The sequence below is a fragment of the Pseudomonas sputi genome (assembly GCF_021603585.1).
GTDB lineage: Bacteria > Pseudomonadota > Gammaproteobacteria > Pseudomonadales > Pseudomonadaceae > Aquipseudomonas > Aquipseudomonas sputi.
This window is the reverse complement of the sequence record NZ_BQHI01000031.1, coordinates 1-23,778: the sequence shown is the minus strand read 5'-3', so window position 1 is coordinate 23,778 and position 23,778 is coordinate 1. Positions and strand designations below refer to the sequence as shown.

The following is a 23,778-nucleotide window of genomic DNA, read 5'->3' as shown; positions in this document are numbered from 1 at the left end:
AATAAGCAGAACAATCCACAGAGGTTGAATCATGGCGGGCAACACCGATCGTGCAGGCAGTAAACCGTTGATCGAAAGGCGTTCGATCGACTACATACCGGAAGCGGAAAGACACGGTCGTCTGTTCAGTCAGTTCACCCTGTGGATGGGGGCCAACCTGCAAATCACCGCGATTGTCACCGGGGCCCTGGCCGTGGTGCTGGGCGGCGATGTGTTCTGGTCGTTGATCGGTCTGCTGATCGGGCAACTGCTGGGTGGCGGGGTGATGGCGCTGCACGCGGCGCAAGGGCCGAAGCTTGGCCTGCCGCAGATGATTTCCAGCCGGGTGCAGTTCGGCGTTTACGGCGCGGCGATTCCGATCGTGCTGGTGTGCCTGATGTACCTCGGTTTCACCGCCACCGGAACCGTGCTGTCCGGTCAGGCGCTGGGCCAGTTGTTCGGGGTCAGCGACACTGTCGGCATCCTGTTGTTCGCCAGCGTCATCGTCGCGGTCACGGTGCTCGGTTATCGGGTGATCCATTGGATCGGCCGTATCGCCAGTGCCATTGGCGTGATTGCTTTCGTGTACCTGTTCAGCCGTTTGATGAGTCAGGTGGACGTCGGTGCTCTTCTGCAAATCCGCCACTTCAGCTGGAGCAGTTTCCTGCTGGCGGTGTCGCTCGCGGCCTCCTGGCAGATCGCTTTCGGCCCGTACGTGGCGGACTACTCGCGCTACCTGCCGAGCAAGGTGTCTTCGGTGAAAACCTTTTTCGCCGCCGGTGCCGGTTCGGTGATCGGTGCGCAGGTGGCGATGATTCTCGGTGTGTTCGCGGCCGCTTCGGCCAACGGGCAATTCGCCGGTCATGAAGTCGCCTACATCGTCGGTCTGGGCGGGACCGGTGCCACCGCCGCGCTACTGTATTTCAGCATCGCGTTCGGCAAGGTCACCATCTCGACCCTGAACTCCTACGGCAGCTTCATGTGCATCGCGACCATCATCAGCGGCTTCCGAGGCCACGTGACGGTCACCCGGATGCAGCGTCTGGGGTTCGTGCTGGTGATCGTCGGCGCGGCGACCCTGATCGCGCTGCTCGGCCAGCACTCGTTCCTCGGTGCGTTCAAGTCTTTCATCCTGTTCCTGCTGGCGTTCTTCACGCCGTGGAGCGCGATCAACCTGGTGGACTACTACTGCATCACCCGCGAGCGCTACGACGTACCGGCGCTGGCGGATCCGAACGGTCGCTACGGCCGCTGGAACCTCCTCGGTATCAGCATTTATGTGTTCGGGGTGCTGGTGCAGCTGCCGTTCATTTCCACCAAGTTCTATACCGGTCCATTGGTAGCGGCTCTGGGGGATGTGGATATTTCCTGGATCATCGGTCTCGTGCTGCCCGCAGCGCTGTACTACGTCTGCGCAAAAAAATGGCACGGCACCGTACCCGACCGACTGATTCTGCCCGTCGAGCAGGACAGCGTTGTACAACCTAAAACAAGCGGGGCCGGTCGCGCTGCGGCGCAGGCCTGATCTGGACGTGGACAGGGCTGGATGCCTCTTGACTGCCGTAAGCCAATTCATGATTAGGAGCGTCACAACAATGAAATCGAACAAGACCCTGCTGACCACCTTGCTTTCCATGGGCCTGCTGGCCAGCGCCGGCGCGACCCAGGCCGCCGGCTGGTGCGAGTCCGGCAAACCGGTGAAATTCGCCGGCCTGAACTGGGAAAGCGGCATGCTGCTGACCGACGTTATGCAAGTGGTGCTGGAAAAAGGTTACGACTGCAAGACTGACAGCCTGCCGGGCAACTCCATCACCATGGAAAACGCCCTGAGCAGCAACGACATCCAGATCTTCGCCGAAGAATGGGTCGGCCGCAGCGAGGTCTGGAACAAGGCCGAGAAGGCCGGCAAGGTGGTCGGCGTCGGCGCCCCGGTGGTGGGCGCGATCGAAGGCTGGTACGTGCCGCGCTACGTGATCGAAGGCGACGCGAAGCGCAAGCTGGAAGCCAAGGCGCCGGACCTGAAAAACATCGCCGACCTGGGCAAATACGCCGCTGTCTTCAAGGACGCCGAAGAGCCTTCAAAGGGGCGTTTCTACAACTGCCCGGCCGGCTGGACCTGCGAGCTGGACAACAGCGAAATGCTGAAAAGCTATGGCCTGGAAAACAGCTACACCAACTTCCGCCCGGGCACCGGTCCAGCCCTGGATGCGGCGGTGCTGTCGAGCTACAAGCGTGGCGAGCCGATCCTGTTCTACTACTGGTCGCCAACCCCGCTGATGGGCCAGATCGACGCAGTGAAACTGGAAGAGAAACCGGGCGTCGACAAGACCGTGACCATCAAGGTCGGTCTGTCCAAGACCTTCCACGAACAAGCGCCGGAGCTGGTGGCCGTGCTGGAAAAGGTCAACCTGCCGATCGACTTGCTGAACCAGAACCTGGGCCGCATGGCGAAGGAACGTATCGAGTCGCCGAAACTGGCGAAAATCTTCCTCAAGGAACATCCTGAGGTCTGGCATGCGTGGGTGAGTGAAGACGCTGCCAAGAAAATCGACGCGGCGCTGTAGGTCGAATTCCTCCCGGCCAACCGAGAGGCTGGCCGGGGTGTTCGCCGCCATCGCTTGATTGAGTTTCCTGATTGAGAGCCGCTTATGTTTCCCGAAAGCTTTACCTTTTCCATCGCCGACTGGGTCAACGGTTGGGTCGATGCGCTGGTCACCAACTACGGCGATGTGTTCCGCCATATCTCCGACACCCTGCTGTGGGCCATCGTCAATCTTGAAGGCCTGCTGCGCGCCGCGCCGTGGTGGTTGATGCTGGCCATCGTCGGTGTCGTGGCCTGGCACGCCACGCGCAAAGTCGTGACCACTGCCGTGATCGTCGGTCTGTTGTTCCTGGTCGGCGCCGTCGGTCTGTGGGACAAGTTGATGCAGACCCTCGCGCTGATGATGGTGGCGACGGTCATTTCGGTGCTGATCGGCGTACCGCTGGGGATTCTCTCGGCGCGCAGCAATCGCCTGCGTTCGGTGCTGATGCCGCTGCTCGACATCATGCAGACCATGCCGAGCTTCGTGTACCTGATTCCGGTGCTGATGCTGTTCGGCCTGGGCAAGGTGCCGGCGATTTTCGCCACCGTGATCTACGCCGCGCCGCCGCTGATCCGCCTGACCGATCTGGGCATCCGCCAGGTCGACGGCGAAGTGATGGAAGCGATCAACGCCTTCGGCGCCAACCGCTGGCAGCAACTGTTCGGCGTGCAACTGCCGCTGGCCCTGCCGAGCATCATGGCCGGGATCAACCAGACCACCATGATGGCCCTGTCGATGGTGGTGATCGCCTCGATGATCGGTGCCCGTGGCCTGGGTGAAGATGTGCTGGTGGGCATTCAGACCCTCAACGTCGGACGCGGGCTGGAAGCCGGTCTGGCGATCGTGATTCTCGCAGTGGTCATCGACCGCATTACCCAGGCGTATGGTCGGCCACGGCATGAGGTGAGCAAATGAGCAACGCAACCGTGAGCAAGATCGAAGTCAAAAACGTCTTCAAGATTTTCGGCAACCGCGCCAAGGATGCCCTGGCGATGGTCGGCCAGGGCAAGACCAAGGATCAGGTGCTGAACGAAACCGGTTGCGTGGTCGGGGTCAACGACTTGTCCCTGAGCATCGGTACCGGCGAGATCTTCGTGATCATGGGCCTGTCAGGTTCCGGCAAGTCGACCCTGGTGCGCCACTTCAACCGCCTGATCGACCCGACCAGCGGCGCGATCCTGGTGGACGGCGTGGACATCCTGCAATACGACATGGACGCCTTGCGCGAATTTCGCCGGCACAAGATCAGCATGGTGTTCCAGAGCTTCGGCCTGCTGCCGCACAAGACCGTGCTCGACAACGTCGCCTACGGCCTGAAAGTGCGCGGCGAGACCAAGCAACTGTGCGCCGAACGCGCGCTGCACTGGATCAACACCGTGGGCCTCAAGGGCTACGAAAACAAATACCCGCACCAGCTCTCCGGCGGCATGCGCCAGCGTGTGGGTCTGGCCCGGGCATTGGCGGCGGACACCGACATCATCCTGATGGACGAAGCGTTCAGCGCGCTGGATCCGCTGATCCGCGCCGAGATGCAGGACCAGTTGCTGGAGCTGCAAAAGACCCTGCACAAGACCATCGTCTTCATCACCCACGACCTCGACGAGGCCGTGCGCATCGGCAACCGCATCGCGATCCTCAAGGACGGCCGCCTGATTCAGGTCGGCACGCCGAAAGAGATTTTGCATTCGCCGGCGGACGAGTATGTCGACCGGTTCGTGCAGCGGCGGTCGGCGGTGGTTTAAAGGTTTACGGCAGGCTCGTTCCCACGTCGAGGCGTCGAACCGTCTGCGTGGGAATACATCCCGTGACGATCAGGTTAAAGAGGTTTTAGATGTCCCAGGCTGAAAAAATCGTGATCGCCGACGCTCCGATGCGTTGGCAGGATGTGGTCGCAGTCGCTCGTCATGGTGCGCCGCTCGAGCTGTCGGCCCAGACCTGGGCGCGCATTGAAAACGCGCAGGGCATCGTCCAGCGCATCGTTGCCAGCGGCGAGCGCGCCTATGGCGTGAACACCGGGCTCGGCGCGCTGTGCAACGTCTCGCTGAAAGACGAACAGCTCAGCCAGCTGTCGCGCAACACCTTGCTCAGCCATGCCTGCGGCGTTGGTCCGGTGCTGGCCGATGAGCAGACCCGCGCGATCATGTGCGCGGCGATCCGCAACTACAGCCACGGCAAATCCGGGATTCATCGCCGGGTGGTCGAAGCGCTGCTGGCGCTGCTCAATCGCGGCATCACCCCGCAAGTGCCGTCCCAAGGCTCGGTGGGTTACCTGACTCACATGGCACACATCGGCATCGCGCTGCTGGGCGTGGGCAATGTCAGCTATCGCGGGCAGGTCGTGTCCGCGCAGCAGGCGCTGGCCGAAGAAGGCCTGCAACCGGTACAGCTCGGGGCGAAGGACGGCCTGTGCCTGGTCAACGGTACACCGTGCATGACCGGCCTCGGTTGCCTGGCGATTGCCGACGCCACGCGTCTGGTGCAATGGGCCGACGTGATCGGTGCCATGAGCTTTGAAGCACAACGCGGCCAGATTGCCGCGTTCGATGCCGAGATCATCGCGCTCAAGCCGCATCCAGGCATGCAGCAGGTGGGCGTCAATCTGCGCGCCTTGCTCGATGGCAGCGAAGTGATTGCGTCGAGCAAAGGCATTCGCACTCAGGATGCCTTGAGCATCCGCTCGATCCCGCAAGTGCACGGTGCTGCCCGCGATCAACTGAACCACGCGATCATGCAGATCGAAACCGAACTCAACGGCTGCACCGACAACCCCTTGCTGCTGGGCACGCCGGACGACTTCCGGGTGATGTCCCAGGCCAACCCGCACGGGCAATCGGTGGCGTTGGCGGCGGATCTGCTGGCGATTGCGATGGCTGAAATCGGCTCGATCGCCGAGCGACGTCTGGATCGCTTGATCAACCCGCACGTCAGCGGTCTGCCGGCGTTTCTGGTGGCCAATCCGGGGGTGAACTCCGGGATGATGATCGTGCAATACGTCGCTGCGTCGCTGTGCGCGGAAAACCGCCAGTTGGCGCAACCGGCGGTGCTCGACAACTACGTCACCTCGGGCCTGCAGGAGGACCACTTGAGCATGGGCACCAACGCCGCGCTGAAGCTGCACCGCGCCCTGGAAAACTGCACGCAGATCCTTGCCATCGAGTACCTGCTGGCGGCTCAGGCGTTTGAATTTCTCAAGGAACAGCGCTTTGGCACCGGCACTGATGTGGCGTGGCGGCTGCTGCGCGAAAAAGTCCCGGCCTACGATCAGGACCGCTGGCTGGCGCCGGATATCGCCGCTGCCGCAAGCGTTCTGAAAGACCCGGATCTACTGCACAACGCATTACCGAATCTGCACTGACAACTACCCATACCAGCGTGCCAAGGCGCGGATCGTCCAAAAGACGAGAAGCGACGGATAACGGAATGCTCCGGAGCGACTGGTAGTTAATAACAATGCCTCAAAAGGAGCATTTAAATGACTGCGCTGAACCTGATCCCCGGCCAACTGAGCCTGGCCCAACTGCGTGACGTTTATCAGAATCCGGTCAAGCTGACCCTCGACAACAGCGCCAGCGCGCAGATCGAAGCCAGCGTGGCCTGCGTCGAGCAGATCCTCGCGGAAAACCGCACCGCCTACGGCATCAACACCGGTTTCGGCCTGCTGGCCTCGACCCGCATCGCCAGCGAAGACCTGGAAAACCTTCAACGCTCGCTGGTGCTGTCCCATGCCGCCGGCGTCGGCCAGCCGATCAGCGATGAGCTGGTGCGCCTGATCATGGTGCTCAAGGTCAACAGCCTCAGCCGTGGTTTCTCCGGGATCCGTCGCGTGGTGATCGATGCGCTGATCGCCCTGATCAACGCCGAGGTCTATCCGCACATTCCGTTGAAAGGCTCGGTCGGCGCATCCGGTGACCTGGCACCGCTGGCGCACATGTCGCTGGTGCTGCTGGGCGAGGGCAAGGCGCGCTACAAGGGCGAGTGGATGGAAGCGACCCAAGCGCTGAAAGTCGCCGGTCTGACCCCGCTGACGCTGGCGGCCAAAGAAGGTCTGGCGCTGCTCAACGGTACTCAGGTGTCTACCGCATTCGCGCTGCGCGGTCTGTTCGAAGGTGAAGACCTGTTCGCCGGCGCACTGGCGCTGGGCGGTCTGACGGTGGAAGCAGTGCTCGGTTCGCGTTCGCCATTCGATGCGCGCATCCACGCCGCCCGTGGCCAGAAAGGCCAGATCGACGCCGCTGCCGCTTACCGCGATCTGCTGGGCGAGCGCAGCGAAATCTCCGACTCGCACCAGAACTGCGAGAAGGTTCAGGACCCGTACTCGCTGCGTTGCCAGCCGCAAGTCATGGGCGCGTGCCTGACCCAGTTCCGTCAGGCCGCTGAAGTGCTGGCCATCGAAGCCAACGCCGTGTCCGACAACCCGTTGGTATTCGCGGCCGAAGGCGACGTGATTTCCGGCGGCAACTTCCACGCCGAACCCGTGGCCATGGCCGCTGACAACATGGCGCTGGCGATTGCCGAAATCGGTTCCCTGAGCGAGCGCCGTATCTCGCTGATGATGGACAAGCACATGTCGCAACTGCCGCCGTTCCTTGTCGCCAACGGTGGCGTGAACTCCGGCTTCATGATCGCCCAGGTGACCGCAGCGGCCCTGGCCAGCGAAAACAAGGCACTGTCCCATCCGCATTCGGTGGACAGCCTGCCGACCTCCGCCAACCAGGAAGACCACGTGTCGATGGCCCCGGCCGCCGGCAAGCGTCTGTGGGAAATGGCCGAGAACACGCGCGGGATTCTCGCTGTGGAGTGGCTGGCGGCGGCGCAGGGGCTGGACTTGCGCAACGGCCTGAAGACCTCGGCCAAACTGGAACAGGCTCGGGGAATTCTGCGTCGCGAAGTGCCGTTCTACGAGAAGGACCGCTTCTTCGCCCCGGACATCAATGCGGCGACCGAGCTGCTGGCCTCGCGGGTGCTGACGGAGCTGGTTCCGGCGAAACTGCTGCCGAGCCTTTAACCACCACTGATGATCGTTCCCACGCAGAGCGTGGGGACGATCGCAATCCAACGGAGGCCTACAGTGAAAACCCTCTGGCAACACTGCCACGTCGCAACCATGGCGCAAGGCGTCTACTCGATCATCGAGGATGCGGCCATCGTGACGTCCGGTGCGTTCATCGAGTGGATCGGCCCGCGCAGCCAACTGCCATCAGGCGAATACCCGGCGGTCAATGACCTGCAAGGCGCGTGGGTCACCCCCGGCCTGATCGACTGTCACACCCATACCGTGTTCGGCGGCAACCGCAGCGGCGAATTCGAAAAACGCCTGCAGGGCGTCAGTTACGCCGAGATCGCCGCGGCCGGTGGCGGCATCGCCAGCACCGTGCGCGCCACCCGCGAAGCCTCGGAAGACGAGCTGTTCGCCAGCGCCGCCAAGCGCCTGAAAAGCCTGATGCGCGACGGCGTGACCACGGTCGAAATGAAATCCGGCTACGGCCTTGATCTGGCCAGCGAGCGCAAGATCCTGCGGGTCATCCGTCGCCTCGCCGCCGAGCTGCCGATCAGCGTGCGCAGTACCTGCCTGGCCGCCCACGCATTGCCGCCGGAATACAAGGATCGCGCCGACGACTACATCGATCACATCTGCGCCGAGATGCTCCCGGCCCTGGCCGCTGAAGGCCTGGTGGATGCGGTGGATGCGTTCTGCGAATACCTGGCGTTTTCCCCGGAGCAGGTCGAGCGGGTGTTCATTGCCGCACAAAAACTCGGGTTGCCGGTGAAGTTGCATGCCGAGCAATTGTCGTCGTTGCACGGCTCCAGCCTCGCTGCGCGCTATCACGCGTTGTCCGCCGATCACCTGGAGTTCATGGACGAAGCCGACGCCATCGCCATGGCCGAATCCGACACCGTCGCGGTGTTGTTGCCGGGCGCGTTCTACTTCCTGCGTGAAACCCAGTTGCCGCCGATGGACGCCCTGCGCAAGCACAAAGTGAAAATCGCCATTGCCAGCGACCTCAACCCCGGCACCTCGCCGGCGCTGTCGTTGCGCCTGATGCTGAACATGGCCTGCACCTGCTTTCGCATGACTCCGGAAGAGGCGTTGGCCGGCGCCACGATTCATGCGGCGCAAGCCCTGGGCATGGCCGAAACCCACGGCTCGCTGGAAGTCGGCAAGGTCGCGGATTTTGTCGCCTGGCAGATCGACCGCCCGGCGGATCTGGCCTACTGGCTGGGTGGTGAACTGGACAAGCGCGTCGTGCGTCACGGCGTTGAATCAAGTCTGTAGGAGAGCGGTTGTGGATAAGGTTCTGAACTTCAAACAAGGGCGCGTGCCGCTGCTGATCAGCATGCCCCACGCCGGCGTGCGCCTGACCCCGGCGGTCGAGGCCGGTTTGATCCCGGACGCGAAAAGCCTGCCGGACACCGACTGGCACATTCCGCAGCTCTACGATTTCGCTGCCGAACTGGGCGCCAGCACCCTGGCAGCGGAATACTCGCGGTTTGTCATCGACCTGAACCGGCCGTCCGACGACAAGCCGCTGTACGCCGGCGCCACCACCGGTCTGTACCCGGCGACGCTGTTCGATGGCATTGCGTTGTTCAAGGCAGGCCAGGAGCCGTCGAAAGAAGAACGTGCGACGTACCTTGAGCAAATCTGGACGCCATACCACCGAACCTTGCAGGAAGAACTGGCGCGGCTGAAGGCCGAGTTCGGTTACGCGCTGTTGTTCGATGCGCACTCGATCCGTTCGATCATCCCGCACCTGTTCGACGGCAAGCTGCCGGACTTCAACCTCGGCACCTTCAATGGCGCCAGTTGCGATCCACAACTGGCCACGCAACTGGAAGCGATCTGCGCCCGCCACGCCGATTACAGCCATGTGCTGAACGGACGCTTCAAGGGCGGCCACATCACCCGTCACTACGGCAACCCGGCCGAGAACATCCACGCCGTGCAACTGGAGCTGGGCCAGTGCACCTACATGGAAGAGTTCGAACCGTTCCGCTACCGTGCCGATCTGGCGGAGCCGACGCGGGTGGTGTTGAAGGAGCTGCTGCAAGGGCTGCTCGCCTGGGGCAAAAACCACTACAACTGAGTCTGCTCTGATCGTTCCCACGCAGACGGTTCGACGCCTCGACGTGGGAACGATCGGGAGAAGTCGCCACCGTGCAAATCCCGGTCGCCACAGTTCGCTTTTCCCGCTCGTCTGCTGCGTAATGTTTCGGCCACGGTGCAAGAAGACACCGATCCGAACAATAACCCGCTGCCGCACGAGACGATCCCACATGAAAAAACTGTTCACTCGTTGTGCGTTAATCCTGACCGGCAGTGCGCTGCTCAGCGCCGGTGCCCTGGCTTCCGATGATGCTTCCTGCAAAACCGTGCGCATGGGCGTGGTCAACTGGACCGACGTGATCGCCACCAGCGGCATGGCCGACGTGCTGCTCAACGGCCTCGGCTACGAAAGCAAGCAGACCAGCGCCGTGCAGCAAATCATCTTCGCCGGCATCCGCGACAAGCGCCTCGATATCTTCCTCGGCTACTGGAAACCGGCGATGGACAAGAACATCGCGCCGTTCCTCGCCGCCAATCAGGTCAAGGTCATGGACAAGCCCAGCCTGGCCGACGCCCAGGCGACGCTGGCGGTGCCGGATTACGTGGCGGCGGCAGGGCTGAAGACCTTCGGCGACATCGCAAAATTCAAGGATCAGCTCGGTGGCAAAATCTACGGCATCGAGCCCGGCAGTGGTGCCAACACCACGATCAAGACCCTGATCGAAACCAACCATTTCGGCCTGAAGGATTTCAAGATCATCGAATCCGGTGAGGCCGGCATGCTTGCCGCCGTGCAGCGGGCGGTGAACCGCAAGGAGTTCGTGGTATTCGTCGGCTGGACCCCGCACCCGATGAACATCAACATGAAGATCACCTACCTGACCGGCAGCGAAGACGTCTATGGCCCCAACGAAGGCGCCGCCACCGTTTCCACGGTCACCGCGCCGGACTACGCCGAGCGCTGCCCGAACGTCCATCGACTGCTGGAAAACCTGACCTTCACCGCCGCCCAGGAAAGCCAGTTGATGGTGCCGATCATGGAGCGCAAAACGCCTCAGGAAGTGGCGAAGAGCTGGCTGCGTGAGCATCCCGAAGACTTGCAACGCTGGCTGGCGGGTGTCAGCAGTTTCGACGGCAAGGACGGCGTGGCCACGGTTCAGGCCAGCCTGAAAAACTGATGGGCACTTATCCACTCTCGCCGTCGATGGCGGCGTTCGTCGCCAGAACCGAAGGTTTTGCGAGCGAGGACAGCAGCCTCGGCGGATTGCGCAAATCCTATGACGACATGTGCCGCGCCTTCACGCCCGAACGGCCGGCGGGTCTGGAGGTGGTGGATTTCCAGTTGAGCGGGGTGGCGGTGCGCTCGTATCGCCCGCCCGTCCAGCCATCGGCCAGTGGCTGGCCGTGCGTGTTGTACCTGCACGGCGGCGGTTGGGTGGTCGGCGGGCTGGATTCCCATGACTTCATCTGCTGCGAGCTGGCGATGGCGCTCGGGGCGATGGTGGTGGCGGTGGATTATCGGCTGGCGCCGGAGCATCCGTTCCCGGCCGGTTTCGAGGATTGCCTGAGCGTCTGGCGCGCGTTGCGCAGCGGGCCGTTCTGGTTCGATCCCGGACGGATGCTGGTGGCGGGCGACAGCGCCGGGGGCAATCTGGCGGCGGCGCTGTGCCTGGCGTTGCGCGATGCCGACGAGCCGCTGCCGGGCGCGCAGGTCTTGATCTATCCGGGGCTGGGTGGCGACGAGCAGTTACCGTCGCGCAGCGAATGCGTCGATGCGCCGTTGCTCGCCAGCAGCGATGTCGACTGTTATCACGCCTTGTACCTGCGCGGCACCGCGAAGCCGAACGCCTATGCGATGCCGTTGCGGGCCGCAGACTTCAGCAGATTGCCCCCGGCCTGGATCGCCGTGGCGCAGTTCGACCCGCTGCGCGACGATGGCGTGTGCTACGCCGGTCGGCTGAATGCTGCAGGTGTCGACGCGGCGTTGTACTACGGCGAAGGGCTGGTTCACGGTTGCCTGCGCGCGCGGCATCAGGTTGCCGAGGTCGATCGTCTCTTTGAGAACCTGCTGGGGTTCATGGCTGACAAATTGTGACAGCGCGCGGGCATGCTCATTGACGTAAATCGGGTTTATGATGCCGGACGGCAGAATAATAGAAGTCCCCCCAGGGATGACCTCGACCCCTTACGGAGCGCGCAATGCAGACTTTGTTTCCGCAGATCAAACCTCACGCACGGCACGATCTGGCCGTCGATGACACCCATACCCTGTACGTCGACGAAAGCGGTTCACCGGAAGGTTTGCCGGTGGTGTTCATTCACGGAGGTCCCGGCGCCGGCTGCGATGCCCAAAGTCGCCGCTACTTCGATCCGAACCTGTATCGCATTGTCACCTTCGACCAGCGCGGCTGCGGTCGCTCCACGCCCCACGCCAGCCTGGAAAACAACACCACCTGGGATCTGGTCGAAGACCTTGAGCGTATTCGTAAACACCTGGGCATCGACAAATGGGTGCTGTTCGGCGGCTCCTGGGGCTCGACCCTGGCGCTGGCCTACGCGCAGACCCACCCGGAGCGCGTGCATGGCCTGATCCTGCGCGGGATCTTTCTCTGCCGTCCGCAGGAAATCGAATGGTTCTACCAGGCCGGTGCCAGCCGTCTGTTCCCCGATTACTGGCAGGACTACATCGCGCCGATCCCGCTGGACGAGCGTGACGACCTGCTCAGCGCTTTCCACAAACGCCTGACCGGCAACGATCAGATCGCCCAGATGCACGCGGCCAAGGCCTGGTCGACCTGGGAGGGGCGCACCGCGACCCTGCGCCCGAACCCGCTGGTGGTCGATCGCTTCTCCGAACCGCAGCGCGCCCTGTCGATCGCACGGATCGAATGCCACTACTTCACCAACAATGCGTTCCTCGAGCCAAACCAGCTGATTCGCGACATGGGCAAGATCGCCCATCTGCCGGGCGTGATCATCCACGGCCGTTACGACGTGATCTGCCCGCTCGACAACGCCTGGGAACTGCATCAGGCCTGGCCGAACAGTGAGTTGCAGGTGATCCGCGATGCCGGCCACGCCGCGTCCGAACCGGGCATCACCGATGCACTGGTGCGCGCGGCCAGCAAAATGGCCCGGCGTCTGCTCGACCTGCCGCCCGAAGAAGCATGAAGGGGCTGTTGCAGCGCGTGAAAGGCGCGCGGGTCGAAGTGGCGGGGGAGGTGGTCGGCAGTGTCGATCAGGGTCTGCTGGTGCTGGTGGCGGTCGAACCCGACGACACGCCGGCCAGCGCCGACAAACTTCTGCATAAGCTGCTTAACTATCGAGTGTTCAGTGACGCCGAGGGCAAGATGAATCTGTCCCTGGCGGATGTGGGCGGCGGGTTGCTGCTGGTCTCTCAGTTCACCCTCGCCGCCGACACCAAAAGCGGGTTGCGCCCGAGTTTCTCGACCGCCGCCCCTCCGGCGCTGGGCGAAGAATTATTCGACTATCTATTAAGCAAAGCGAAACAGATGCATGGCACAGTGGCATCAGGTAGATTCGGCGCGGATATGCAGGTGCACCTGGTCAACGATGGCCCGGTAACCTTCCTGTTACAGACATGAAAGCGCCTGAAACATCTTTTTAAGGGCATTTCGACTGAAAACAGGGAATTTTCGCGATAAATACTTTGTTACCCCTGATGCGTTGTCACGCGGGCTACTAGATAATCGCGCGCTACGGGGATCAGCGTTCGTTGGTCCATTTTGACTTAGGTAGAGACTTGTCCGGATCCGATTGGGGAATCATTTTGACCCAGCGGAGTCGGAACAATGCTCGCCAACTTGGCAAGGGTGTCCTGAAAGGTCGGTTTTTCTGTACCGCATCCCTTACAGGCACTTCATCTGGCCGTTGGTTTATTGATCTGTTTTCGGCGAGGGTTGCTCGTGATTGTTAGTCCCTGTAATGCAGCAAAATTGTCTGCCAAACGCTTGCGCAGCGCTCTGGTAGCGGGCTCGGCAGTACTCTGCCTGCTCAGCGCCGGCCAGCTTTGGGCATTCAGTCTTGATGATGTGTCGGCCAAGGCCAAAGACCTGGCCGGGCAGAAGTTCGAAGCCCCGCGCAGCAACCTGCCGAACGAATTCCGTGATATGAAATTCGCGGACTACCAGAAGATTCGTTTCCGCACCGAAAAAGCCGAATGGGCCGACCAGAAAACCCCGTTCAAGCTGTCCTTCTATCATCAGGGCATGCACTTCGATACGCCGGTGAAAATCAACGAAATCACCGCAAACACCGTCGAAGAGATCAAATACGATCCGAGCCGTTTCGATTTCGGCGACCTGAAGTTCGATCCGAAGGCCACCGAACAACTGGGCTACGCCGGTTTCCGTGTCTTGTACCCGATCAACAAGGCGGACAAGCAAGACGAAATCATGACCATGCTGGGCGCGAGCTACTTCCGCGTGGTCGGCAAGGGGCACACCTACGGCCTGTCGGCCCGTGGTCTGGCGATCGATACCGCTCTGCCGTCCGGTGAAGAATTCCCGCGTTTTCGCGAGTTCTGGATTCAGCAGCCGAAGCCGGGGGACAAGCACCTGGTGATCTTCGCCCTGCTGGATTCGCCACGTGCGACCGGCGCCTACCGTCTGATCCTGCGTCCGGGCAGCGACACCATCGTCGACGTCAAGGGCCAGATGTACCTGCGTGACAAGGTCGGCAAGCTCGGCATCGCGCCGCTGACCAGCATGTTCCTGTTCGGCGCCAACCAGCCGTCGAAAGTGCTCAACTACCGTCGTGAACTGCACGACTCCAGCGGTCTGTCGATCCATGCCGGCAACGGCGAGTGGATCTGGCGCCCACTGAACAACCCGAAACACCTGGCCGTGAGCAACTTCAGCGTCGAGAACCCGCGTGGTTTCGGTCTGCTGCAACGTGGCCGTGACTTCAGCCATTACGAAGACCTCGACGACCGCTACGACAAGCGTCCAAGTGCCTGGATCGAGCCGAAGGGCGACTGGGGCAAGGGCACCGTCGATCTGGTCGAGATCCCGACCGCCGACGAAACCAACGACAACATCGTTGCGTTCTGGAGCCCGGAAAAACTGCCGGAGCCTGGCCAGCCGCTGGACTTCGCCTACCGCATGCACTGGACCATCGACGAGGCCGCGCTGCACGCGCCGGACAGCGCCTGGGTCAAGCAGACCCTGCGTTCCACGGGTGACGTCAAGCAGTCGAACCTGATCCGTCAGCCGGATGGCAGCGTGGCCTACCTGGTCGATTTCGAAGGCCCGTCCCTGGCGGCCCTGGCCCCGGATGCGGACGTTCGCAGTCAGGTCAGCATCGGCGACAACGCCGAACTGGTCGAGAACAACGTGCGCTACAACCCGGAAACCAAAGGCTGGCGCCTGACCCTGCGGATGAAGATCAAGGACCCGAGCAAGTCCACCGAGCTGCGCGCAGCCCTGGTGCGGCCGGCGGTCACCGCTGATCTGGCCAAATCTTCGGTACCGACGTCCAACTCGTCGGTGGCCAAGGCCGACAAGGTTGCCGCCAAGCAACAAGAGAAAGCCGACAAGGAAGCCAAGGCCGCCGAGGCCAAACAGGCCGACGCCAAGCCGGTTGCAGATGCCAAGGACAAGGCCAACAAAGACGCCAAGCAGCCAGCCGCTGCAGACGCGGCCCCAGCCACACCGGAATCGGCGCCGACTGAAGAAGTCCTGACCGAGACCTGGAGCTATCAGTTGCCTGCCGATGAGTAACTCTCAAGTACAGCCAGAGACTCTGTCCGAGTACCTGGCACATCTGCCGATGACCGACGAGCAGCGCGCGGAACTCGCGGGCTGCCAGTCCTTCAGCGAATTGCATGAACGCCTGTCGTCCAGGACCTTTGACGCGCCGACCGAAGCCGCCCAGGCTTCGGTCGGCCAGCGCCTGATCCTGAGCACCGCCGAAGAGCTGCAAGACGCGGAAATGCTGGTGCTCGACGCCAGCGGCCGGGTCAGCATGAAGGCCACGCCGCCGATCCGTCGGACCAAGGTCGTGCCGGAGCCATGGCGCACCAACATCCTGGTGCGTGGCTGGCGCCGCCTGACCGGCCGGACCAACCCGCCGCAACCGCCGAAGGACGCCAACGTGCTGCCGGCGGCGCGCTGGCGCACGGTCGGTTCGATCCGTCGCTACATTCTGTTGCTGCTGATGCTGGGTCAGACCATCGTCGCCGGCTGGTACATGAAAGGCATCATGCCGTATCAGGGCTGGTCGTTCGTCGATCTGGAAGAAGTCCTGCATCAACCGCTGCTGCAAACCGCCACGCAAGTGCTGCCGTATGCGCTGCAAACCAGCATCCTGATCATGTTCGGGATTCTGTTCTGCTGGGTGTCGGCCGGTTTCTGGACCGCGCTGATGGGCTTCCTCGAATTGCTCACCGGCCACGATAAATACCGGATCTCCGGTAAAAGTGCCGGCAACGAACCGATTCCCAAAGACGCCCGTACTGCACTGGTGATGCCGATCTGCAACGAAGACGTGCCGCGGGTGTTCGCCGGTCTGCGCGCGACCTTCGAGTCGGTCGCCGCTACCGGTGACCTCGATCGCTTCGACTTCTTTGTGCTCAGCGACAGTAACGACACCGACATCTGCGTTGCCGAGCAGCAGGCCTGGTTGGATGTCTGCCGCGAAGCCAAGGGCTTCGGCAAGATCTTCTATCGTCGCCGTCGCCGTCGCGTCAAACGCAAGAGCGGCAACCTCGACGACTTCTGCCGTCGCTGGGGCGGTGACTACAAGTACATGGTCGTGCTCGACGCCGACTCGGTGATGAGCGGCGAGTGCCTGACCAGTCTGGTGCGCCTGATGGAGGCCACTCCGGACGCCGGCATCATCCAGACCGCGCCGCGTGCGTCGGGCATGGACACGCTGTATGCACGCATGCAGCAATTCGCCACCCGCGTTTACGGTCCGCTGTTCACGGCCGGCCTGCACTTCTGGCAGCTGGGTGAATCCCATTACTGGGGTCACAACGCGATCATCCGCATGAAGCCGTTCATCGACCACTGCGCCCTGGCGCCGTTGCCGGGCAAGGGAGCGTTCTCCGGTGCGATCCTGTCCCACGACTTCGTTGAAGCCGCACTGATGCGTCGTGCCGGCTGGGGCGTGTGGATTGCCTACGACTTGCCGGGCAGCTACGAAGAACTGCCGCCGAACCTGCTCGACGAACTCAAGCGTGACCGTCGCTGGTGCCACGGCAACCTGATGAACTTCCGTCTGTTCCTGGTCAAAGGCATGCACCCGGTGCACCGCGCAGTGTTCCTGACCGGCGTGATGTCTTACCTGTCGGCGCCGTTGTGGTTCTTCTTCCTGGTGCTGTCGACCGCGCTGCTGGCGGTGAACACGCTGATGGAGCCGCAGTACTTCCTTGAACCGCGTCAGCTGTATCCGTTGTGGCCACAGTGGCATCCGGACAAGGCGATCGCGCTGTTCTCGACAACCATCGTGCTGCTGTTCCTGCCGAAGCTGTTGAGCATCATCCTGATCTGGGCCAAGGGCGCGAAAGAGTTCGGCGGCAAGTTCAAGGTGACCCTGTCGATGCTGCTGGAGATGCTGTTCTCCATGCTGCTGGCGCCGGTGCGGATGATTTTCCACACCCGTTTCGTTCTGGCCGCTTTCCTCGGCTGGGCCGCGACCTGGAACTCGCCGCAGCGTGACGACGACTCCACGCCATGGAGCGAAGCGATCAAGCGTCACGGTCCGCAGACGCTGCTGGGCTTCTTCTGGGCCCTGCTGGTGATCTGGCTGAACCCGAGCTTCCTGTGGTGGCTGGTGCCGATCGTCGGTTCGCTGATGCTGTCGATTCCGGTGTCGGTGATTTCCAGCCGCGTCGGTCTGGGCCTCAAATCCCGTGACGAGAGCCTGTTCCTCATCCCCGAGGAATACAATCCGCCACAGGCGCTGCTGGCCACCGATCAGTACACCCACGAAAACCGCTGGCATGCACTGAACGACGGTTTCGTCCGCGCGGTGGTCGATCCGCAGCAGAACGCTTTGGCGTGCTCGCTGGCGACTTCGCGTCACGGTCAGGCCGAGCCGATCGAATGGCTGCGTCAGGAACGTGTGCGTCACGCGATCAAGGTCGGCCCGGCCGGGCTGAACAACCATGATCGTCTGCAATTGCTGAGCGATCCGGTGGCCCTCGCCCGTCTGCACGAGCAGGTATGGGCCGAAGGGCACGCCGAGTGGCTGGACGCCTGGCGGGCTTCGGTGAAAGCCGATCCCCATGCGCCGCTGTTGCCGCTCAAGCCTGTGAGCTTGCAGGCGCAACCGGCCTGATGAAGAACCCCGCGAAAGCGGGGTTTTTTTTGCCTGCCGATTAGCGTCGCGGATCACTCGTTCCCACGCTCCGCGTGGGAATGCAGCCCGGGAGGCTCTGCGTCCCATCCGGCACCGACCGATCAAAAAACCTTGTGCAAACGGACGAGTGCGTTAGCATCCGTCCCCGAATTGGCGCACCCGGACAATCTTGTCCATTTCTGTCGGTTTTCGCGCCGCAAACGCAATGGTTTTGGGGACTTGAAGATGAAGAAGTATCTGTCGATGCTGCTGGTCGGCGTCACGGCACTGGTTGCAGTCAATGCGGCGCAGGCCGGCGCAATCGACGACGCGGTCAAGCGCGGTTCGTTGAAAGTCGGTATGGACCCGACCTACATGCCGTTCGAGATGACCAACAAGCGCGGCGAAATCATCGGTTTCGAAGTCGACATCCTCAAAGCCATGACCAAGGCCATGGGCGTCAAGCTGGAGCTGGTCTCCACCGGTTACGACGGGATCATCCCGGCGCTGATGACCGACAAGTTCGACATGATCGGCAGCGGCATGACCCTGACTCAGGAGCGCAACCTGCGCCTGAACTTCAGCGAACCGTTCATCGTGGTTGGCCAGACCCTGCTGATCCGCAAGGAGCTGGAGGGCACCATCAAGTCCTACAAAGACCTGAACACCGCCGACTACCGCATCACCTCCAAGCTCGGCACCACCGGCGAGATGGTCGCCAAGAAACTGATCTCCAAGGCCAAGTACCACGGCTACGACAACGAGCAGGAAGCCGTGCTCGACGTGGTCAACGGCAAGGCGGATGCCTTCATCTACGACGCCCCGTACAACGTGGTCGCGCTGAACAAGGTCGGCGCCGGCAAACTGGTGTTCCTCGACAAGCCGTTCACCTACGAGCCACTGGCCTTCGGTCTGAAGAAGGGTGACTACGACAGCCTCAACTTCATCAACAACTTCCTGCACCAGATCCGCGAAGACGGCACCTACGATCGCATCCATGACAAGTGGTTCAAGAGCACCGAGTGGCTCAAGGACATGGAATAACACTCGCTCGCCGATCGTTCCCACGTCGAGGCGTCGAACCGTCTGCGTGGGAATGCCGCCCGGGACGCTCCGCGTCCCTTCGCAAGCGTGACGCAGAGCGTCACAGGATGCATTCCCACGCACAGCGCGGGAACGAGCGAATCAGAGAAACATTCAATGAAACAGAAAAAAGCCCAATGGCCCTGGCACGTCCTGACCGTGCTGGTGCTGGTCGGCCTGGCCGGCGCGCTGTATTACGCCACGTCGCTGATGTCCTACGAATGGCGCTGGAACCGCGTGCCGCAGTACTTCGCCTATCAGGCCGAGGAAACCCAGCGCGCGGCCGACATTTCCACCGTCAGCGAACTGGTGCGCAAAGGCGACAGCGCGCAAGTCACCCTGCGCAACGATGCCGGTGACGAGCAGCACCTGACCGTCGACGAAAACAGCCTGCAATTCGCCCAGGGCGACGATGTGGCCGAAGGTGACGTCGTGGGCGTGACCCGGCATTGGGCGGCAGGTCCGCTGTTGTGGGGCCTGTGGACGACGCTTTGGCTGTCGGTGGTGTCCGGCGTGCTGGGCCTGCTGATTGGTCTGGCCACCGGGCTGTGCCGGCTGTCGAGCAACCCGACCCTGCGCGACCTGTCGACGATCTATGTCGAACTGGTGCGCGGCACGCCGCTGCTGGTGCAGATCTTCATTTTCTATTTCTTCATCGGCACGGTAATGAACCTGTCCCGGGAGTTCGCCGGGATCGCCGCGCTGTCGCTGTTCACCGGCGCCTACGTGGCGGAAATCATCCGTTCCGGCGTGCAGTCGATTGCCCGTGGTCAGAACGAAGCGGCGCGTTCGCTGGGTCTGAGTGCTGGCCAGTCGATGCGTCATGTGGTGCTGCCGCAGGCGTTCAAGCGCGTGCTGCCGCCGCTGGCCGGGCAGTTCATCAGTCTGGTCAAAGACACTTCGCTGGTGTCAGTGATCGCCATCACCGAGCTGCTGAAAAGCGGCCGTGAAGTCATCACCTCCTCGTTCTCGCCGTTCGAGATCCTGTTCTGCGTCGCCGGCCTGTACCTGTTGATCAACCTGCCGCTGTCGAAAGTCGCCAGCCGGCTTGAGCGGAGGCTCGCGCAAAGTGATTGAAGTCCGCGATCTGGTAAAAGTCTTCGACACCCGTGGGCAAGTCGTGCGCGCGGTGGATAACGTCAGCACGTCCGTGGCCAAGGGCGAAGTGCTGGTGGTGATCGGTCCGTCCGGTTCCGGCAAGTCGACCTTCCTGCGTTGCCTCAATGGTCTGGAAGAATTCGATTCCGGCTCGGTGAGCATCGACGGTCTGCAACTGGCCGACCCGAAAACCGACGTCAACGCCTACCGCCGCGAAGTCGGCATGGTGTTCCAGCATTTCAATCTGTTCCCGCACATGACCGTGCTGGAGAACCTGTGCCTGGCGCAGAAAGTCGTGCGCAAACGCGGTCAGAAGGAAAGCGAGGCCAAGGCCCTGGCGTTGCTGGAGAAGGTCGGCATCGCCCAGAAAGCCCGCGAATACCCGTCACGCCTGTCCGGCGGACAGCAGCAGCGTGTGGCGATTGCCCGGGCGCTGGCGATGGACCCCAAGGTCATGCTGTTCGACGAACCGACCTCGGCCCTCGACCCGGAAATGGTCGGTGAAGTGCTCGAGGTCATGAAGAACCTGGCCGTGGAAGGCATGACCATGGTTTGCGTGACCCACGAAATGGGCTTCGCCCGGGAAGTGGCGGATCGGGTGCTGTTCTTCGATCACGGCAAACTGCTGGAAGATGCCTCGCCGGCCGAGTTCTTCGATGCACCGAAGGATCCACGGGCTCAGGCGTTCTTGCGGCAGGTCCTCTAACGCGACGTCACCGATCGTTCCCACGCGGGGCGTGGGAACGATCAGGGTGGGTGAATTACCTCAAACCTTGAATCGGCCCACCAGCGTTTGCAGGTGAGTGCCCAGGCGCGCCAGCTCGACGCTGGAGGCCGCCGTTTCTTCACTGGCCGCCGAGGTCTGATCCGAGACATCCCGCACATTCAACACGCTGCGGTTGATCTCTTCGGCCACGGCGCTTTGCTGCTCGGCCGCTGCGGCGATCTGCTGGTTCATCGCCTGAATCGCCGAAACGGTACGGGTGATGCTTTCCAGTGAGCCACCGGCACGACGGGTCAGCTCAACGCTGCTGTCGGTCAGGGTGCGGCTGTTGTCCATGATCGTCGCCACTTGCTGGGTGCCGTTCTGCAGGCCGACGATCAGCTCTTCGATCTCTTCGGTCGACTTCTGAGTGCGCTGGGCCAGACTGCGGACTTCGTCGGCAACCACCGCAAAACCACGTCCGGCTTCACCGGCACGGGCAGCCTCGATGGCGGCGTTGAGGGCCAGCAGGTTGGTTTGCTGGGCCACGGACTTGATCACGTCGAGCACGCTGCCGATCTTGTCGCTTTCGCGCTTGAGCTCGCCCATGGCCTCGGTGGAATGGCCGACTTCGGCAGCCAGGCGTTCGATCTGGGCAATGGCCTCGCCAACCACCTTGTCGCCTTCACGGGCCTGCTGGTCGGCGGCGACCGCTGCTTCCGAAGCTTCCTCGGCGTTGCGTGCGACTTCCTGCACGGTGGCGGCCATTTCGTTCATGGCCGTGGCGACCTGGTCGGTCTCGACTTTCTGATTGTTGACCCCGGCGCTGGTCTGCTCGGTCACGGCGGACAGTTCTTCGGCGGCGCTGGCGATCTGGGTCACGCCGTCGCTGATGCCGCCGATCAGTTCGCGCAGGCCCTGGGTCATGCTCTGCATCGAGCGTTGCAGTTGACCGAGTTCGTCGCGGCGCAGGGACACCAGATTGTGGGTCAGGTCACCGGCGGCCACACGTTCGGCGACTTTCAGGGTCTGCTCCAGCGGGATGATGATCTGCCGGGTGATCGCCCAGGCCGCGAGCAGACCGAAGGCCAAGGCCAACAGGGTGGCGATCATCAGCATGTTCTTGGCGTGCGCGGCGTCGGTGTCGCGGACGATGGTCTGGGACACCGTGAGCTTCTTGCTGACGTCGAGCAGAATGTCACCCTGAGCCGACATGCGAGCCAGGGCCTTGGCATTGTTGACCTGGGAGTCGCGGAACTGGCTGACGGCAGCGCGGTAAGCCTTGAGCGATTCGGTGGCCTGTTGCAGGTTGGCGATGTGTTGCTCGGGCAGTTTGCTCGGCAGGCTTTCAAGCGTGTTCAGGGCAGCGGCGATGGCATCCAGCGCCGGTTGTTCGGCCTCGGCCTTGCCGCTGTAGGTGTAGCCGCGCACCTGATAGCGCGCCTGCTGCAGCAGTTTGCTCAGTTCGATCACGCTGTTGAATTGCGCAACGCTGTCGCCTTGCAGCAGGGATTTCTCGACTTCGCTGACCTTGGCCACGGCGTTGTCGGCACTGGCGCCGAGTTTGCTGCGGGCATCTTCACGCTGCACGGTGGCCTGAGTCATTTCGCCAAAAGCGCGTTTGTACTCGGCGACCGCCGCCAGTTGCTGATCGATCATGGCCACGTCGGACGGTTGCTCGATCATTTGGCGGGCGCTTTGCAGGCCGCCGTCGAGTTTGCCGAGCAGGTCGTTGACCGCGCCGGGGCCCTGTTCGCCACGGCGGGCTTCATAGTCCAGACGCGCCAGGCGCAGGTCTTTGGTCAGCTCGTTGAGGCTGGAGATGAAGCCGAGCTTGTCGCCCCGGCTGATGATGCCGCTCATGCCGGTCCAGCCGGTGAAGGTAATCAACAGGGTCAGCAGCAGCACCAGGCCGAAACCGATTCCAAGCTTACGTTTAACGCTGACGTTTCCAAGACTCTCGGCTAACCAACGGTACATGCGACGACTCCCTCGGACCACTAATTGGACTTATGGAGAGGGTATCGGCTGCATGATGGCAATCTGTAACGCCTTTTGTCTGGCGAAGATTTCAGAACAGCCGGGCGAGCAGCGCGGTGACGGCGGTTTCGACCCGCAGGATTCGGTCGCCCAGTTGCACCGGTTGCAGCCCGGCCTTGGCCAGGAGGTCGATTTCGTAGGGAATCCAGCCACCCTCGGGGCCGATGGCCAGGGTCACCGGTTCGTTCAGGGCGCGGGGGCAGGGCGGGAAGTGGCCCGGATGGCCGACCAGACCGAGGGTGCCGTCGGTGATGGTTGGCAGGCGATCTTCGACGAACGGCTTGAAGCGTTTCTCGATGATGATCTCCGGCAACACCGTATCCCGAGCCTGTTCGAGGCCGAGGATCAGTTGCTCGCGGATCGCGTCCGGTTCGAGGAATGGCGTCTGCCAGAAGCTTTTCTCGACCCGGTAGCTGTTGACCAGAATCATCTTCGACACGCCCATGGTCGCCACGGTCTGGAATACCCGGCGCAACATCTTCGGGCGGGGCAGGGCGAGTACCAGGGTCAGCGGCAGTTTGGCTGGCGGTGGCTGATCGAGGGTGACCCGCAGCTCGGCTTCGCCCGCGTCCAGACGCAGCAGCTCGGCCGAGCCCATCAGACCGCCAATGCGACCGACCCGCAGGCTGTCGCCGACTTCCGAGCGATGGACTTCCTGCAGGTGGGTCAGGCGCCGATCACGCAGCACCACACGGTCGGCCGCGATGAAGTCGGCCTCTTCGAGCAGCAGCAGGTTCATGGCTGAGTCGCTGGCGGCTGGTCGTTGTGATCGTCGGCGGTTTCTTCCGGGCGCTCGCGCTTGCTGACCAGGCTGCCGAACAGGATGCCGACTTCGAACAGCATCCACATCGGCACGGCCAGCAGGGTCTGGGAGAAGATGTCCGGCGGGGTCAGGATCATGCCGACCACGAAGCAGCCGATGATCACGTACGGGCGGATCT

Annotated in this window: 20 protein-coding genes; 17 read left to right on the top strand and 3 right to left on the bottom strand. The window is 62.4% G+C overall.

What is annotated here, in order from left to right:
- The first annotated feature begins 31 nt into the window (after positions 1–31).
- From L6D81_RS26055 to L6D81_RS25975, 17 genes are all read left to right on the top strand, one after another.
- A complete protein-coding gene (locus tag L6D81_RS26055; protein ID WP_236182504.1) occupies positions 32–1,504 on the top strand; it encodes a purine-cytosine permease family protein in 1,473 nt (490 codons plus the stop codon).
- Between the two features lie 70 nt (positions 1,505–1,574).
- Positions 1,575–2,543, top strand: coding sequence for an ABC transporter substrate-binding protein (locus L6D81_RS26050; RefSeq protein ID WP_236182503.1), 969 nt, complete (start codon positions 1,575–1,577; stop codon positions 2,541–2,543).
- Positions 2,544–2,627: 84 nt separating this feature from the next.
- Complete coding sequence (locus tag L6D81_RS26045) at positions 2,628–3,479, top strand: ABC transporter permease (protein WP_007952475.1); 852 nt, start codon at positions 2,628–2,630, stop codon at positions 3,477–3,479.
- Positions 3,476–4,306 carry a quaternary amine ABC transporter ATP-binding protein gene (locus tag L6D81_RS26040; RefSeq protein ID WP_236182502.1) on the top strand — a complete coding sequence of 277 codons (831 nt, stop codon included), beginning with the start codon at positions 3,476–3,478 and terminating at the stop codon, positions 4,304–4,306. The genes L6D81_RS26045 and L6D81_RS26040 overlap by 4 nt, the downstream gene beginning before the upstream one ends.
- Before the next feature lie 89 nt (positions 4,307–4,395).
- Positions 4,396–5,919, top strand: coding sequence for a histidine ammonia-lyase (gene hutH, locus L6D81_RS26035; protein WP_236182501.1), 1,524 nt, complete (start codon positions 4,396–4,398; stop codon positions 5,917–5,919).
- A 117-nt stretch (positions 5,920–6,036) separates the two neighbouring features.
- On the top strand, positions 6,037–7,569 hold the full coding sequence (gene hutH, locus L6D81_RS26030; RefSeq protein WP_236182500.1) for a histidine ammonia-lyase: 1,533 nt from the start codon (positions 6,037–6,039) through the stop codon (positions 7,567–7,569).
- 63 nt (positions 7,570–7,632) lie between these two features.
- Positions 7,633–8,838, top strand: coding sequence for an imidazolonepropionase (gene hutI / locus L6D81_RS26025; RefSeq protein ID WP_236182499.1), 1,206 nt, complete (start codon positions 7,633–7,635; stop codon positions 8,836–8,838).
- Between the two features lie 10 nt (positions 8,839–8,848).
- Entirely contained in the window at positions 8,849–9,649 is an 801-nt protein-coding gene (gene hutG, locus L6D81_RS26020; protein WP_236182498.1) for an N-formylglutamate deformylase, read from the top strand.
- 190 nt (positions 9,650–9,839) lie between these two features.
- Positions 9,840–10,787 (top strand): choline ABC transporter substrate-binding protein, encoded by a 948-nt coding sequence (locus tag L6D81_RS26015; RefSeq protein WP_236182497.1) that lies wholly within the window; start codon positions 9,840–9,842, stop codon positions 10,785–10,787.
- Positions 10,787–11,704, top strand: a complete 918-nt coding sequence (locus L6D81_RS26010) for an alpha/beta hydrolase (RefSeq protein ID WP_236182496.1) — start codon at positions 10,787–10,789, stop codon at positions 11,702–11,704. The genes L6D81_RS26015 and L6D81_RS26010 overlap by 1 nt, the downstream gene beginning before the upstream one ends.
- Positions 11,705–11,808: 104 nt before the next feature.
- On the top strand, positions 11,809–12,780 hold the full coding sequence (gene pip / locus L6D81_RS26005) for a prolyl aminopeptidase (RefSeq protein ID WP_085608396.1): 972 nt from the start codon (positions 11,809–11,811) through the stop codon (positions 12,778–12,780).
- Positions 12,777–13,214, top strand: coding sequence for a D-aminoacyl-tRNA deacylase (dtd, locus tag L6D81_RS26000; RefSeq protein WP_064592873.1), 438 nt, complete (start codon positions 12,777–12,779; stop codon positions 13,212–13,214). Before pip ends, dtd begins: the two co-directional genes overlap by 4 nt.
- Before the next feature lie 321 nt (positions 13,215–13,535).
- Positions 13,536–15,350 (top strand): glucan biosynthesis protein G, encoded by a 1,815-nt coding sequence (locus L6D81_RS25995; RefSeq protein WP_276574245.1) that lies wholly within the window; start codon positions 13,536–13,538, stop codon positions 15,348–15,350.
- Complete coding sequence (gene mdoH / locus L6D81_RS25990; RefSeq protein WP_236182494.1) at positions 15,343–17,913, top strand: glucans biosynthesis glucosyltransferase MdoH; 2,571 nt, start codon at positions 15,343–15,345, stop codon at positions 17,911–17,913. The genes L6D81_RS25995 and mdoH overlap by 8 nt, the downstream gene beginning before the upstream one ends.
- Positions 17,914–18,159: 246 nt before the next feature.
- Positions 18,160–18,957 carry a transporter substrate-binding domain-containing protein gene (locus L6D81_RS25985; RefSeq protein ID WP_236182493.1) on the top strand — a complete coding sequence of 266 codons (798 nt, stop codon included), beginning with the start codon at positions 18,160–18,162 and terminating at the stop codon, positions 18,955–18,957.
- Between the two features lie 156 nt (positions 18,958–19,113).
- Positions 19,114–20,073 carry an amino acid ABC transporter permease gene (locus L6D81_RS25980; RefSeq protein ID WP_236182492.1) on the top strand — a complete coding sequence of 320 codons (960 nt, stop codon included), beginning with the start codon at positions 19,114–19,116 and terminating at the stop codon, positions 20,071–20,073.
- Positions 20,066–20,800, top strand: a complete 735-nt coding sequence (locus L6D81_RS25975; protein ID WP_236182491.1) for an amino acid ABC transporter ATP-binding protein — start codon at positions 20,066–20,068, stop codon at positions 20,798–20,800. Before L6D81_RS25980 ends, L6D81_RS25975 begins: the two co-directional genes overlap by 8 nt.
- A 60-nt stretch (positions 20,801–20,860) precedes the next feature.
- On the opposite strand, the gene L6D81_RS25970 is transcribed toward L6D81_RS25975, so the two are convergent.
- From L6D81_RS25970 to L6D81_RS25960, 3 genes are all read right to left on the bottom strand, one after another.
- Positions 20,861–22,777 carry a methyl-accepting chemotaxis protein gene (locus L6D81_RS25970; RefSeq protein WP_236182490.1) on the bottom strand — a complete coding sequence of 639 codons (1,917 nt, stop codon included), beginning with the start codon at positions 22,775–22,777 and terminating at the stop codon, positions 20,861–20,863.
- 91 nt (positions 22,778–22,868) lie between these two features.
- Entirely contained in the window at positions 22,869–23,576 is a 708-nt protein-coding gene (locus L6D81_RS25965) for a 16S rRNA (uracil(1498)-N(3))-methyltransferase (protein WP_236182489.1), read from the bottom strand.
- A partial coding sequence (locus L6D81_RS25960) for a twin-arginine translocase subunit TatC (RefSeq protein ID WP_236182488.1) occupies positions 23,573–23,778 on the bottom strand: 206 nt, incomplete at its 5' end. The genes L6D81_RS25965 and L6D81_RS25960, both read right to left, overlap by 4 nt.